The following is a 14,166-nucleotide window of genomic DNA, read 5'->3' as shown; positions in this document are numbered from 1 at the left end:
GCCCCTGGGCGCCTTCAGGGCAACCGGTCACCCTTGATGGCGCGCAACCGGGCATCGAGCGCCTCGAGGCGCTCGAGCAGATCGAGTGCCAGAGCGGCACCGGCGAGATTGACCCCGAGGTCGCGCTGCAGGTGAATGGTGATGCGGGTGCGGCGCAGGCTGCTGGAGGGGAAGCGCCAGTGGTGGCCGTATCGGCCCACCGGTTCCAGTATCCCGTGCTCCACCAGCGCCTCGATGAGCTCCGCCTCCACGGCGCAGCAGCGGCACAGCTCGGCCAGGGTGAAGGTCGTCTGTTCGTCAATCAGCTCGACGGACGGAGTGGTTGGGTCTCTCTCGGCCATGGGATCAGGCTACCCCCATTGTGGCGCGCGGGTTGAACCCGAGCTGGTCTTCCATCTGCCGGTACAGGGACTTGGCGACTTCACTGTCGGCCGGCGGCAGCGCCACCTGCAGCACGATATACAGGTCGCCAGGCTGCTTCCCGGGCAGGCCCCGGCCCTTGAGTCGCAGCTTGCGCCCCTGATTGGAGTTGGCCGGAATCTTGAGGTCGACCACCCCGGACGGCGTCGGTGCCTTGATGGTGGCGCCCAGCGCCGCCTCCCAGGGCGCCACCGGCAGGAGGAGATGGAGGTCCGCGCCGTCTACGCTGTAGAGCGGGTGTTCGCGGAACTCCACCTCCAGATAGAGATCGCCCGGCTCCGCGCCCCCGAGTCCGGTCCCGCCTTGGCCGGCGAGTCGAATCTGCTGGCCGGGGCGGATGCCCTTGGGAATGCGCACGTTGAGCGTCCGCTCGCGGGTCACCACATGACCCTCCCTGCTCAGCTCCGGCATGCGCAGGGAGATGGCGCGGGTTGCGCCGTTCATGCTGTCTTCGAGGTCAATCAGCACCTTGGCATGGTGGTGTTCCCCGCGCATGCGGAAGGCTTGCCGACCCGAGGTTCCGCCGCCGCGCGCAAAGCCACGGCCGAACAGCGCTTCGAAGAAATCGCTGTATTCGTCGGTGTCGCCGGCCGTATAGCCACCCCCGCGGAACTCGAACCCGGCATCCCAGTCCGGCGGCGGACGGAACTCCTGCCCGCTCTTCCACTCCCGGCCCAGCTGATCGTAGGCGGCGCGCTTCTCCGGGTCCTTGAGCACCTCGTTGGCTTCGCCGAGCTCCTTGAAGCGGGCTTCGGCATCAGGCTCCTTGCTCACGTCCGGGTGATACTTCCGGGCGAGCTTGCGATAGGCGCGCTTGATCTCCTCCTGCGTGGCGTCGCGCGCCACACCCATGACCTGGTAGTAGTCCTTGTATTCCATCGCGCCCTACCGCATTTTCCGACCGCGCCGGTTCAGCTGCCGCGCTCCCACATCACGTCGCACTGTGCCTCTGCCGCAGCCTCGAGCAACTCGACGAGCGGCAGGGCGCGGTGCTGGATGCTCACGGCCGGTTCCCCGTCGTCTCCTTCAGCGGGCTCTTCCGACGCGGGCAGCTGCTTGAGCGCAGTCTGCAGACGCGCCAGTGCCCCCGGAACCTCTTCGGCCTGCAGCGCACCGGGCACCGTGCCGCTGTGACCGGTCATTTGAAGCAGTCGGATGGCCACGTTGCCGAACAGGGTGATGTTGGCATAAGCCGGACAGGAAAAGGTAACGAGCATGATCGCCTTCCTCGCTGATGGGTGGACAAGGTGGTGGTCGCCTCGCGTCTACCGCCTTGCCGTGCATTCGATGCACTCTAACCAGAGGATAGGCGCTGTATTCACGAAGATCATGGCAGGTATTCTCCTGATACGATGGGTGGCGCCTCAATTGGTGTTGGCCCTGGTTCACGCAGGGCCCCCTGGCTGGGTGTTCCAACGGACGATCAGACATAGACGAGAATCGCCACATAATGGCTGACGCTGCCGGCCAGTACGAACAGATGCCACATCCCATGCATCCAGGGGTAACGGCGATCGAGGGCATAGAACACGATGCCCGAGGTGTAGAACAGGCCACCGGCCAGGAGCCAGACGAAGCCGGCGGGTGCCAGGGCGGCGAGCAGCGGATCGATGGCCAGCACGATCAACCAGCCCATCACGAAGTAGATGATCAACGGCAGCACCCGCGCACCGCGCCGCGGCAGCGCATCCAGCACCAGGCCCAGCACCGCCAGGGACCAGATAGCACCGAACATCCGCCAGCCCACGAGACCGTCGAGGGAGACCAGGGTGAACGGGGTGTAGCTGCCGGCGATCAGCAGATAGATGGCCTGGTGATCGAGCACGCGAAACACATGCTTCGCACGGCCCGGTGGCAGGCCGTGATAAAGGGTGGACACGAGATAGAGGAGAAACAGGGTGGCGCCATAGATGCTGAAGGCGACGATGCGGCGGGTATCGCCACCCTGCGACGCCACCACCACCAGCACCACACCACCCGCCGATGCCAGCGCGGTGCCCACCAGATGTGAAATGCTGTTGAAGCGCTCGCCCTTGAACATGGCGGAAGTATAGAACCCGAACACGGGCGACCGCTCCGCAGAGGAGAGCAGGGGGGAGGAGCCCGTTGCACAGGACCCTGCCCCCCTGTTCATTTCCGCACGTGGCGCTTCAGCGCGTTCGTATCGAAGTCATCGACAGCCCGCGCAGGGCCCGCCCCTGATGCTGTTTGTGTTGTCCGGTATCACAGCGCGGTTGGTGACATCCGGCTTGGCGATCGCCCGCTCGGATTCGAAGATCACTGGTCCCCGGGTCCGTACGGAGCGCCCATCATGCCGGGACCGCCGTAGCCGCCCTGGGGGCCGCCCATCATCCCCGGGCCGCCGTAGCCGCCCTGGGGGCCGCCCATCATCCCCGGGCCGCCGTAGCCGCCCTGCGGGCCGCCCATCATCCCCGGGCCGCCGTAGCCGCCCTGCGGCGGGCCGCCCATCATCCCCGGGCCGCCGTAGCCGCCCTGCGGCGGGCCGCCCATCATCCCCGGGCCGCCGTAGCCGCCCTGCGGGCCGCCCATCATCCCCGGGCCGCCGTAACCGCCCTGCGGGCCGCCCATCATCCCCGGGCCGCCGTAGCCGCCCTGGGGGGGGCCGCCCATCATCCCCGGGCCGCCGTAGCCGCCCTGCGGGCCGCCCATCATCCCCGGGCCGCCGTAGCCGCCCTGCGGGCCGCCCATCATCCCCGGGCCGCCGTAGCCGCCCTGCGGGGGGCCGCCCATCATGCCGGGGCCGCCGTAGCCGCCCTGCGGGCCGCCCATCATCCCCGGGCCGCCGTAGCCGCCCTGCGGGCCGCCCATCATCCCCGGGCCGCCGTAGCCGCCCTGGGGGCCGCCCATCATCCCCGGGCCGCCGTAGCCGCCCTGCGGGCCGCCCATCATGCCGGGGCCGCCGTAGCCGCCCTGGGGGGGGCCGCCCATCATGCCGGGACGATCCGACGGCGATGCCGTGGGCACGGGTGGCTCATCCGCCGATACCACAGGGGCAGATAAGGTGCAGGCGATAGCCGCTGCGAGTAGTGAGGTCTTCATGGTTGTCTTCCCCTTGATGTTGAACGAACCAATGTCCCGTTGCTGAAGAGTGCACGTTCAGGCACGCAACCGGATGCGAGAGGTCATGTATACATCCGGCGCGTTTCGCGGTCGGTGCGCTGGCGAACACAGGCGCGTCGTCGGGTTGCTGAACTCGGGTTGCAGGTGCTCCTCTGGGTGCGCGCGCCTCAATGTGCGTCACCGTACAGACTGTGACTGGTCGCGGAGATAACTTGATTTCAGTATCTCGAGTTTCAATGTGATCGGCACCGACCCTGGCCACATTGCGGCGTTGCTGCAGGCTACCGAGGGGCAGGGTGCCAGAGCGCACCGGTTGCAGTGGGTCGCTGCCACAGGCGGACGCTCGATTGGCTTTTCCGGCAACCGGCTTCCGCACCGTCCCCCACCCACCAAGGAGCACACACATGTACACCATCCAATACAGCATCCAACGAAAATTCCTCGCACTCGTCATCGCCATGACGTCCATCGTTGCGATAGGTGTGATGAGCCAGGCAATCGCGGCAACCGCGGAGGATCTGGACAGGGATTCCCGGCAGGCCTTGCAGACGCTCTACAAGACCGAGCCGCTTGCCGAGCAGCTCTCACGCACGGCCAAGGCGGTGCTGGTATTTCCGAACATGGTGAAGGCCGGGTTCGTGTTCGGCGGCAGCTATGGCGAGGGCGTGTTGCTCAGGGGCTCGAACGTTGTCGACTACTACAACTCCGTCACGGGTTCCTGGGGTCTGCAGATTGGTGCGCAGTCCTACGGCTATGCCATGTTTCTGATGACCGATGAAGCTGTGCGCTATGTGGAAGATACCAAGGGATGGGAGATTGGCGTCGGCCCCACCGTCGTTGTGGTGGACGAAGGGGTCGCGAAGAACCTGTCCTCCTCCTCGCTGCAGGATGACGCCTATGCGTTCATCTTCAGTCAGCAAGGCTTGATGGCGGGTGTCAGCATCGAGGGAACGAAGATTTCCAAAATCATACGGTGAACCAAACCGGGATGCGCGCCGCGTGCGCGCATCCCGGTGATTCCGTAGCCCCGGGCACGGAGGTTCTGATGGCTGCCGCGACGGTGGATTGCACAGCAGGCTACACCCGCGAACGTCCGTTTCGGCAAGTGGAAACCCAATGAACCGGCAGGAGAACCCGCATGTCACTTATCAGCCTGGTCATCGTCCTGATTGTCGTTGGCGTGCTGCTCTGGCTCGTCAATGCGTATATCCCCATGGATCGGAAAATCAAGAACATCCTGAACATCGTCGTCCTGATTGTCGTCGTCTTATGGCTGCTGCAGGTCTTCGGCGTGCTGGGATCGCTGGACAGCATACGCATCGGCCGCTGACCCTGTGCAAGGGTGACGGTCGTTGCCGCAAGCAGCTGCAGCGATGAAACCCGGCCCTCCGGTCGGTGCCGCGAAGACGGGGATTCTGTGGAACGGATCCCCGCCAGCGCCTCGTGAACGGGAAGGATGGCGTGTTCCGCGGTCCGGCTGCCGGAACAGGCTCAGAATGGCTTCTTGCCGGGTCCCGCAAAAAACCAGATCACCAGGCCGATCAGCGGCAGCAGCAGGATGACCAAAACCCAGAGCAGCTTCTCGATGTTCCTGGCCGAACTCTGCAGGACCATCACGATGGCATAGATGTCCGCGACCAGAATGATGAGCGCGGCAAGTTGGGACAGTTCCATGGTTTTTTCCTCGTGCTGGATTGGACGGCAAGAGACGATGCGCCGTTGGAAGTGTAGCAGCCCAGCCTGAATGACCAACGCCACCCGGCGAGTCTGCACTCCCCTTATGCGTTCACCATCACCCGGACGGTGTGCTCCTGGTGATCGTCCACCAGGGCGATGGCCAGGTCGTCGCGTTCGATACCGTCGACGGTGACGCCGCTCACGCCGGGCTTCCCCCCGTCGCTGACGCGTACCTGCGCGATCTCGATATGATAGACCGTCTCCCGATAGCGGTAGTGGATCTTGAGCCCCGCCCAGTGGGCGGGCAGGCACGGCGCGAACCTCAGCCGGTCCGTTTCGAGCCGCAGCCCCAGCAGGGACTCCGCAATGAGCCGGTACATCCAGCCGGCCGAGCCGGTATACCAGGTCCAGCCGCCGCGGCCGGTGTGGGGCGCCACCGCGTAGACGTCGGCCGCCATGACGTAGGGTTCCACCTTGTAGACGGCGCTTGCCTCTGCCGACTTGGCATGGTTGGCGGGGTTGATGAGGGTCGCAAGCTCCCAGGCGCGCGCACTGTCACCCAGCTTGGCGAAGGCCATGGCGGCCCAGATGGCGGCGTGGGTGTATTGGCCGCCGTTTTCACGCACACCCGGGACATAGCCCTTGATGTAGCCCGGGTCCAGGTCCGACTGGTCGAAGGGGGGATCGAGCAGCTGGATGAGGGCGTGGTCGCGGCGCACCAGCTGATCGTCCACGGCCTGCATCGCCATGCGGGTGCGTTCGCCGTCGCCCGCTCCGGAGAGCACCGCCCAGCTCTGGGAGATGGAGTCGATCCGGCACTCGCTGTTGTCCCCGGAGCCGAGGGGCGTGCCGTCGTCGAACCAGGCGCGGCGATACCAGGCGCCGTCCCAGCCGTGCCGTTCGAGATTCTCGCCCAGGCGCAATCCTTCCACCGCGCACAGATCGGCGACGGCGGAATCATTCCGCCGCTGGGCCAGCACCCCGAACCGGCGCAGCACCTCGTACAGGAAGAACCCGAGCCACACGCTCTCGCCCCTGCCCTTGATGCCCACCCGGTTCATGCCGTCGTTCCAGTCACCCGAACCCATGAGCGGCAGGCCGTTGGCGCCGACCGCCGCGAGCCCGCGGCGGATGGCCCGCACGCAGTGCTGGTAGAGGCTCTCCGTCGCCCCGGAGCGGCCCGGGAGATCGTAATAGGACTCCTCGTCGCCATTGAGCGGACGGCCTTCCAGGAAGCCGACGGGCTCCTCCAGCACCCCGGTGTCGCCGCTGGCCAGCACGTAGCGGCAGGTGGCCAGCGCCAGCCACAGGTAGTCATCGGAGCAGCGGGTGCGCACGCCCCGGCCGGAGGGTGGATGCCACCAGTGCTGCACGTCCCCTTCCCGGAACTGGCGGCCCGCGCACAACAGCAACTGTTCGCGCAACAGCCGCGGCTCGGCGTGCACCAGCGCCATGGCGTCCTGCAGTTGGTCGCGGTAGCCGAAGGCGCCGCCCGACTGGTAGTAGCCGCTGCGGGCCCACAGGCGGCAGGCGAGCGTCTGGTACAGCAGCCAGCCGTTGGTGAGCACGTTGAGGGACTCGTCGGGCGTTTCCACCTGGACCGCGCCGAGGGTGTGGTTCCAGTAGTGCCACACGGCGTCCAGGGCACGTCGCGCGGCGTCGCCGCCGCGGAAGCGTTGCACCAGCCGGCCGGCGTCCTCGCCGCCGGGGACACCGCCCAGGCCGAGCAGGAAGGTGATCTCGCGCGCCTGCCCGTCGGCCAGCTCGAAGGGCACCTGGAGGGCGGCGCAGGGGTCCAGGCCGCTCCCCAGGCGCCCGGAGAGGTGGCTCCGCGCCATCGCCGCGGGACGCTCCAGACTGCCGTTGCGGCCGATGAACTCGGCGCGATCGCCGCTGGCGGTGCGGCTCGTGTCGTCAACGTCGAAGAAGGCGATCCGGTCGGGGAACTCGGTGTGGTAGGGGTTGCGGGCATAGAGCGCCCCGCTGTAGGGATCGACTTCGGTGGTCACGTGCGGGGCCGATCCCGGCCGCAGGTCGCCCAGCACCCATTCAACGTAGCCCGTGGCGGAGAGCCGGCGCGGCCGGCCGGAGGTGTTGCGCACCTTGAGCACGGAGAACTTGACCGCCGCATCCTGGGCCACGTAGACCCAGAGCTCGCTGCGGATGCCGTCCTCGGCGTGCTCGAAGACGCTGTAGCCGAAGCCGTGGCGGGTCACGTAGGGCGTGGCGCCACGCGCGGGCAGCGGTGTCGGCGACCAGAAGTGGCCGCTCTCCTCGTCGCGCAGGTAGAAGGCCTCGCCACTCGGGTCGGAGACCGGGTCGTTGTGCCAGGGCGTCAGGCGGAACTCGTGGGCGTTCTCGCCCCAGGTGTAGGCCTGGCCGCTCTCCGAGACGACGCTGCCGAAGCGGGGGTTCGCCAGCACGTTCACCCACGGCGCCGGCGTCTGCCTGCCGGGCGTGGTGGTGATGACATACTCGCGCCCGTCCGGGGTGAAGCCGCCCATGCCGTTGGCGAGGATCAGCTCGCGTGGTGGCAGTACGGAATCGGCGGTTGACTCCTCCTCCCGGGGCCGGCTGGGCTCGAGGGCCGGCACGCGCACCGGCGCGGGGCCGGGGCGGTTGATCTGTTCCGCCAGGGTCCCCCGGCTGTCGCTGAGGATGGCGCGGGCGACGCTCTGGAACAGGATGCGATCCTCCTCCGAGATCTGCTCCGCCGAGCGCAGGAAGATGCCGCCCGGTCGATCCATCACCTGGGTTTCCAGGCCCACGGCCACCAGGCCCAGGATCTGTTCCTGCAGCAGCTGCCGGTAACCGGCACGGTCCTCGTTCCAGATCACGAGGTCCACCGCCAGTCCCTTCAGGCGCCAGTAGGCATGGGCCTGGATGAGCTGGCGCACCAGTTCGATGTTGGCCGGGTCGGCGATGCGCAGCAGGACGATGGGCAGGTCGCCGGAAATCGCATAGCCCCACAGGCCGGATTGCCCGCGCCGGTTGCGCATGAGCACGCTGCTGTCGGCGCGCAGCGAGGCATGGGCGTAAAGGATCGAGTTGGCCAGGCGCCCGTAGAGCTGCGCGTCCGCCTCGCTGGCGTTGATCTGGTGCAGCACCACCTGGGCGTGAGTCCAGGCCAGCTCGAAGACGCGGTCGGCGAGGCGTCGATCCTGGTACTTTTCGACCAGCCCCAGGGCCGCGTCGCGGCTGGTGCCGATGCCGTATACCAGGTCCACGTTGGCCGACTGTTCCGGGTCAAGGCTGATTCGGCAGCGGATGGCCGCCACCGGGTCCAGCACCGAGCCGTGCGTGCCGGACAGCGCCCCGGCAGCGTCCATCGCCCGGGGCGCAACGGTGTTGCGGCCACGGCCGATGAAGCGCGCCCGGTCGGTCTCGTAGGAAAACCGGTCCACCTCCGTATCGTGCACGGCCATCAGGTGAAACATCCACGGCACCGGTTCGTCGCGGGAGCGGGGGCGGCGGGTGCAGAGGATGGCCTGGCGGGCCGCAACGATCTCGGTCTGCACGAAGAGATTGCTGAACGCCGGATGCAGGGCGTCCGCGACGGGCGCCGCCAGCACCACCTCGGTATAACTCGTGATCTCGATCGTCCGGCGTGCGGAGGAGCGGTTGGTGATCCGCACCCGGCGCAGTTCGATGTCGTCCTCCGGGGAGACGACGATATCGGTATGGAGTTCGAAATCGCCGTCGCGCCGGCGAAACTCCGCCCGTCCCTCCGAGAAGATCGCCTCGTAGTGTTGCGCCGGCCGCAAGGAGGGTTGGTGCGCTGTCGACCAGGTCGAACCGCTGTCCACGTCGTGCAGGTAACAGAAGGTGCCCCAGTGGTCGCGGGTGACGTCCTCGCGCCAACGGGTCACAGCCAGGTCCCGCCAGCGGCTGTAGCCGCCGCCGGCGTGGGTGACCATCACGTGGTAGCGGCCATTGGACAGCAGCTGCACTTCCGGAACCGGCGTGTCGGGTTTTTCGAGCACGCGTATGGGCATCACGCCGCTGCCCGTGCCGGTCTGGATATCGGTAGGTTCGGCGGTATGGGCATGGAACGCCGAGGCCCTGGGAATCCGTTCCTGCAGCAGCAGCAGGGTGGCCTGGAGCAGCGGGTCGGAGGCGAAGCGTTTCTGCATCGGACGGTCCAGCAGGAGGCTGGTCAGCGCGAGCAGGCTCATGCCCTGGTGATGGGCCATGTAGGAGTGCAGCAGGGCATGGGTTTCGCCGTGCCGTTGCCGTGCCGGTGTGTAGTCGATGGCTTCATGGAAGCCGAACCGCCCTTCCGCCCCGGCTGCGGCGAGCCGTTGCAGGTTCAGGCAGGCCGCCTCCGGCGCCACCATCAGCGCCATCACCGAGGCGTAGGGCGCGACCACCAGGTCCTCGGCGAGTCCGCGTTTCAGCCCCAGGCCCGGCACGCCGAAGGCGCGGTACTGGTAGTTGAGCTGCACGTCCACCGTGTTGTAGCCCGATTCGGAGATGCCCCACGGCAGGCCGTGCTGCTGGCCGTAGTCGATCTGGCGCGCCACGGCCGCCCGGACGGTCTGGTCGAGCAGCGTGTGCTCGTAGGACGGCATCACCAGTTGCGGCATCAGGTATTCGAACATCGAGCCGCTCCAGGACAGCAGAATCGGATCGCCGCCGGCGGTCGTGAGCAGCCGCCCCAGGGCGAACCAGCTCTCCTGGGGCAGTTGTCCCTGGGCAATGGCGACGAACACGCACAAGCGCACTTCCGAAGCCAGCAGATCGTAGTAAGTCGCGTCCCGCCGCCGCTCGTCCACGTTGTAGCCGATGCTCAGCAGACGCGACGTCTTGTCGTACAGGAAGCCGTATTCCATGTCCGCGAGCTCACCCGCCTGCAGAACCAGGTGCTGGATGGCCGCGATGCGGGTCCGGGCGCGTTCGCTGCCGTGCCCGATGAGCCGGCGCAGATCGGCCAGCCAGGCACCCTGTTCCGGGGTCGGCTCCGCCCCGGGCCGGTCCGCGAGGCGGGCCGACAACGCCACATCGAGACCCGCCAGGGCGCGCAGGGTCGGGATCCCATGGAGTTCAGGGAGGTCAGCCAATCCGTCCGGCCCCTCCGGCAGCCCGGTCCAGGGGACGAGATATGCCAGCTCGTCGCGTGCCGCCCGGCATTGCCGGACCAGCGCCTGTGCCCACCACTCCTCCGTGCTCCCGGGCGCGTTGACCGGGATACCGGCGATCGCCTCGGCGGCCAGCGTCAGCCGCTCCAGCAGGCGCCGTGCCGCCGGGAGCGTGGCGGGCGGCGCAGCGGCGGCGGATTCCAGCTCCGCCCGGAACCGCGGCAGCGCGGCCGGTGCGGCGTCACCCACGGTCTCCTCCAGGATCTCTAGCGTGTCGAGCAGGCCGTCCAGCCAGCGCGGTTCCAGGATCGGGCGATCGAGCAGCGCCGTCAGTCCCGGGCGCAGGGTCAGCAGGTGGCCCGCCAGGTTGCCGCTGTCCACCGTCGAGATGTAGGCCGGGTGCAGCGGCTGCAGCGACTGCGTGTCGTACCAGTTGAAGAAATGGCCGCGGTGGCGTTCCAGTCCCACCATCGTCTCCAGGGTATGGGCCGTGCGCTCGACCAGTTGCCCGGCCGGGATGTAGCCGAAGTCGTGGGCGGACAGGTTTGCCAGCAGCGCCAGTCCCATGTTGGTGGGCGAGGTGCGATGGGCCAGCGCGTCGGCGCGGTTTTCCTGGTAGTTGTCCGGCGGCAGCCAGTGGTCATCCGGGCCGACGAAGGTGTCGAAGAAGGCCCAGGTCTTGCGGGCGATCCGGCCGAGAAAACGGGTCTGCCCGGTCGTCAGCGGGGCTTCATGGCGGACCAGCGGCCGGCTGATCCACCAGGCAATGGCAGGGGACGCCAGCCACAGGATCAGGAGAGGGCCCGCCACGCTCAGTGCGGCCGGATTCACCACCGCCAGGGTGCCGGCCGTGCCGGCGGCGAGCGCGGGGGCAAACCACATGGTACGGAATGCGGCGGCGAGATCGGTGCGGCTCAGCAGTTCCTGGTCGCCGGAGGGATTCCATTCCAGCAGCCGCTGGTGCGAGACCAGCAGGCGCCAGAGGGTGCGCAGGATGGCATCCAGACTGTAGAACGCCTCGTGGGGCAGCGTTGCCAGGGCAAAGCCCGTCTGTATGAAGCGCTGGCCGGTGGCGTGGGCGGCGGCGGCGAGATGCTGTACCGGCCGCATGTCGTCCGGTTTCCGCAAGGCCTCCAGCAGGGCGGCGAGCACGGGCGGGATCAGGAGGACGCCAAGCACCGCCAGGGTCCAGAAAGCGGCCGCTGAAAAGACTGTCCAGCCCAGCAGCAGCAGCAGCGTCAACACCGTCGGCACCAGGCTGCGGCGCAGATTGTCGAACAGCTTCCAGCGCGACAGTCCCGAGAGCGGGTTCTTTCGGTACCGCCCGTCAGGCCCGGGCACCCTCGGCAGCAGCCAGCCCGCGAGTTGCCAGTCACCGCGGATCCAGCGGTAGCGGCGGTTGACGTCGGCGCCGTAGCGGGTCGGGTATTCCTCGTACAACTGCACGTCGCTCATCAGGCCGGCGCGGGCGTAACAGCCTTCCAGGAGGTCGTGGCTGAGGATGCGGTTCTCGGGAAAGCGATCCTTGAGCGACTGTTCGAATGTTTCGACGTCGTAGATCCCTTTGCCGATGAACGAGCCCTCCTGGAATACGTCCTGGTAGACGTCGGACACGACGCGGGTATAGGGGTCGATGCCCGGTTCGCCGCCGTGCAGGCGCGCATAGCGCGACTGACCGCTGCCGGGCAGGCTCACGCTCACGCGCGGCTGCAGGATGCCGTAGCCCGCGCGGACCCGCTGCAGGGTTGCATCGTAGACCGGCCGGTTCAGCGGGTGCGCCATGGTGCCGACGAACTGGCGCGCGGCGTCGCGCGGCAGATGGGTGTCGGTGTCCAGGGTGATGACGTACTTCACACCCGCCAGCACCGCGGTTGCGCCGACCACCAGGGAGAAGCCGTCGCTGTTGCCCTCCTGCAGCAGACTGTTCAGGTCCGCCAGCTTGCCGCGCTTGCGCTCGTAACCCATCCAGATCCGGTCGTGTGGGTTCCAGCGGCGCGGGCGATGGAACAGGAAGAAGATGTCGTTCCCGCCGCCCGCGTAATGCGCATTCAGGTCTTCGATCCGCTCCCGGATCAGCGCCAGCAGCGGCGCGTCCCCGGGCAGTGTTTCCTCGGCCGCGTCACGAAAATCGGTCAACAGGCCGAAGTGCAGGTTCGCGTCGCGATTGGCGAGGAACCGGACTTCCAGCGCCTCGATCAGGTTCTCTATGTTGCGCACGCCGGTGAGCAGGGTCGGGACCACCACCAGGGTGCGCGAAGCCGGCGGGATACCCGCGGAGAAGTCCATGCGCGGCAGTGGATGAGGCGACGCCAGCAAGGTGGCCAGCCAGTTCACCAGCGCCACGGCGAGCTGACCGGCGGCGAACAATGCGAGAAGGCCCAGCGGCAGCAGTGCCCAACCGACCAGGCCCTGGGACCTTGTCCCCGCCAGCAGACCGGCGGCGAGGAGCACTGTGAGCAGGGTGATCGTGCCCAGGTACAGCAGCAGCGGCGATCGGCCGGCGCCACGGCGGAGCGCCGCGGCCGGGCGCAGGCGCGCCTGGGTCGCGCCCTCCAGCTCGGCCAGGCCCTGGTCGATCAGGTAGTAGCCCACGTGCGCCGTTCGGTCGCCGCCACCATGCCGAGCCGCGCCCGCCCGCGCCAGTCCGATCGCGTGTTCAGCCACAGTGTCCTCGGACCGCCCGCTGGCCCTGGCCACCTTCTCGATGACGTGGCGGTAGCGGTCGCGGCTGGCGAAGTCCATCGCCGCGTAGGCAGCGCCCGGGTCCGTGCGCAGGGTCCGTTCGACCAGGCTCATGGACTCGACGAACTCGCGCCAGTCCATGGTCCCGAGGAAGCGCAGGCTGCCGATGCTGTTGCTGATGGAGACCTGGTCGGCCGCCTGCTGCTGGTTGCCCGACCGGACCAGCTGCTCGACGCTCAGGCCTGACTCGGCGAGTTGCTGCTCGATCCAGGTGAGCGGCAGGGCGAGGGCGGGGCCCTGGCCCTGCAGGCGGCGCGCCAGTTCCGACACGAACGGGGGGGTCATGGGCGGATTCGATCGCGCCATGTCCGCGATCACAAGGATCAGGTTCTTCGGGTGCCGGTCGGCGGTCTCCGTCAACCGGTTGGCCCAGACGGTGGCCAGGTCCCGGTCCCTTCTGCCATCGGCGATGTGGACCGCGACACGGCGCAGATTTTCGATCAGCGCCAGACGCAGCATGATGGGGATGGCCCACAGCTCCCCCAGGCGCAGGGGAGTGACCGTCTGGTACGCCGCAACGAAACGGCTGAGACTGTCCGGATCCACCCGTCCATCACCGTGGGCGATGGTCTCAAGGGCGATGTCATATACGCGCGGCAGCCCGGAGGAGGTGCCCTGGGACAGGCCCGGAAGTTCCCGGCTGTACCCTTTGGGCAGGTGGCGTCTGGCGGTGCGGATCTGCTCTTCGACGAGATACAAATTATCGAGCAGCCATTCCGCGGCGGGCGTGATGCGGCGACTTGCCTGGACCGCGGTTGTCAGACTCTCGCAGGTCGCGATCAGCACACGCTCGTTCGCGGCCAGCCGTGACAGCAACTGGTCCGGCAGGCGCCCCGGGGCCAAGCGGTGGGCGGACGCCAGGCGCACGCCGTGCTGTTCCATCTGCTCGATGCTGAACAGCTCCGCACGCAGCGCCGGCTCGTTGGTGAAAGGCTTGACTGCCGCCCCGCCACCGCCTGGGCGCGCCCCTGTCAGGTGGGACCTGATCCGGCGCCAGTGGCCGTAGAGATTCGATTTTCCTGCCTTCCGTGGGGGGGCCACGCCATTCTCCCGGCCGTTCGTCGAACAGCTGCTGCTTCGTCACCCGGCATGACACCAGGATGATGATGATCGGAATTCTCGGTGCGGCCTGACCCGGACACCGGGGTGCATTCCCTGGACCGCGGCG

9 protein-coding genes are annotated in these 14,166 nt (G+C 67.8%); 2 read left to right on the top strand and 7 right to left on the bottom strand.

What is annotated here, in order from left to right; all coding sequences use genetic code 11:
• Nucleotides 1–14: 14 nt before the first annotated feature.
• The 5 genes from DFQ59_RS00180 to DFQ59_RS00160 all read right to left on the bottom strand — a co-directional run bounded on the left by DFQ59_RS00180 (nt 15) and on the right by DFQ59_RS00160 (nt 3,372).
• Complete coding sequence (locus tag DFQ59_RS00180; RefSeq protein WP_114277652.1) at nt 15–341, bottom strand: chaperone modulator CbpM; 327 nt, start codon at nt 339–341, stop codon at nt 15–17.
• A 4-nt stretch (nt 342–345) separates the two neighbouring features.
• Nucleotides 346–1,299, bottom strand: coding sequence for a DnaJ C-terminal domain-containing protein (locus DFQ59_RS00175; RefSeq protein WP_114277651.1), 954 nt, complete (start codon nt 1,297–1,299; stop codon nt 346–348).
• 32 nt (nt 1,300–1,331) lie between these two features.
• Entirely contained in the window at nt 1,332–1,637 is a 306-nt protein-coding gene (locus DFQ59_RS00170; RefSeq protein ID WP_114277650.1) for a DUF1840 domain-containing protein, read from the bottom strand.
• Nucleotides 1,638–1,843: 206 nt separating this feature from the next.
• Nucleotides 1,844–2,461 (bottom strand): PAQR family membrane homeostasis protein TrhA, encoded by a 618-nt coding sequence (gene trhA / locus DFQ59_RS00165; RefSeq protein WP_114278442.1) that lies wholly within the window; start codon nt 2,459–2,461, stop codon nt 1,844–1,846.
• A gap of 236 nt (nt 2,462–2,697) precedes the next feature.
• Entirely contained in the window at nt 2,698–3,372 is a 675-nt protein-coding gene (locus tag DFQ59_RS00160; protein ID WP_114277649.1) for a hypothetical protein, read from the bottom strand.
• A 533-nt stretch (nt 3,373–3,905) separates the two neighbouring features.
• Here DFQ59_RS00160 and DFQ59_RS00155 point away from each other — a divergent pair.
• Nucleotides 3,906–4,478 carry a lipid-binding SYLF domain-containing protein gene (locus DFQ59_RS00155; protein WP_114277648.1) on the top strand — a complete coding sequence of 191 codons (573 nt, stop codon included), beginning with the start codon at nt 3,906–3,908 and terminating at the stop codon, nt 4,476–4,478.
• 161 nt (nt 4,479–4,639) lie between these two features.
• Complete coding sequence (locus DFQ59_RS00150; protein ID WP_114277647.1) at nt 4,640–4,831, top strand: Thivi_2564 family membrane protein; 192 nt, start codon at nt 4,640–4,642, stop codon at nt 4,829–4,831.
• 161 nt (nt 4,832–4,992) lie between these two features.
• On the opposite strand, the gene DFQ59_RS00145 is transcribed toward DFQ59_RS00150, so the two are convergent.
• Together DFQ59_RS00145 and DFQ59_RS00140 are read right to left on the bottom strand one after the other, a co-directional pair.
• Nucleotides 4,993–5,175: a PLDc N-terminal domain-containing protein gene (locus tag DFQ59_RS00145; RefSeq protein ID WP_211314727.1), complete on the bottom strand. Its 183-nt coding sequence runs from the start codon at nt 5,173–5,175 to the stop codon at nt 4,993–4,995.
• A 104-nt stretch (nt 5,176–5,279) separates the two neighbouring features.
• Complete coding sequence (locus tag DFQ59_RS00140) at nt 5,280–13,880, bottom strand: glycoside hydrolase family 94 protein (protein WP_114277646.1); 8,601 nt, start codon at nt 13,878–13,880, stop codon at nt 5,280–5,282.
• Between the last annotated feature and the right edge of the window lie 286 nt (nt 13,881–14,166).

Origin of the sequence: Thioalbus denitrificans (assembly GCF_003337735.1) — a bacterium.
GTDB classification, from domain to species: domain Bacteria; phylum Pseudomonadota; class Gammaproteobacteria; order DSM-26407; family DSM-26407; genus Thioalbus; species Thioalbus denitrificans.
The sequence above is the reverse complement of the archived record's forward strand: the minus strand, read 5'-3'. Positions and strand labels throughout refer to the sequence as shown.

Bases quoted from the DNA above. Each gene is read 5' to 3' on its own strand.
- DFQ59_RS00180 (WP_114277652.1), bottom strand. From the start codon at position 341: ATGGCCGAGAGAGACCCAACCACTCCGTCCGTCGAGCTGATTGACGAA.
- DFQ59_RS00175 (WP_114277651.1), bottom strand. From the start codon at position 1,299: ATGGAATACAAGGACTACTACCAGGTCATGGGTGTGGCGCGCGACGCC.
- DFQ59_RS00170 (WP_114277650.1), bottom strand. From the start codon at position 1,637: ATGCTCGTTACCTTTTCCTGTCCGGCTTATGCCAACATCACCCTGTTC.
- trhA (WP_114278442.1), bottom strand. From the start codon at position 2,461: ATGTTCAAGGGCGAGCGCTTCAACAGCATTTCACATCTGGTGGGCACC.
- DFQ59_RS00160 (WP_114277649.1), bottom strand. From the start codon at position 3,372: ATGATGGGCGGCCCCCCCCAGGGCGGCTACGGCGGCCCCGGCATGATG.
- DFQ59_RS00155 (WP_114277648.1), top strand. From the start codon at position 3,906: ATGTACACCATCCAATACAGCATCCAACGAAAATTCCTCGCACTCGTC.
- DFQ59_RS00150 (WP_114277647.1), top strand. From the start codon at position 4,640: ATGTCACTTATCAGCCTGGTCATCGTCCTGATTGTCGTTGGCGTGCTG.
- DFQ59_RS00145 (WP_211314727.1), bottom strand. From the start codon at position 5,175: ATGGAACTGTCCCAACTTGCCGCGCTCATCATTCTGGTCGCGGACATC.
- DFQ59_RS00140 (WP_114277646.1), bottom strand. From the start codon at position 13,880: ATGGAACAGCACGGCGTGCGCCTGGCGTCCGCCCACCGCTTGGCCCCG.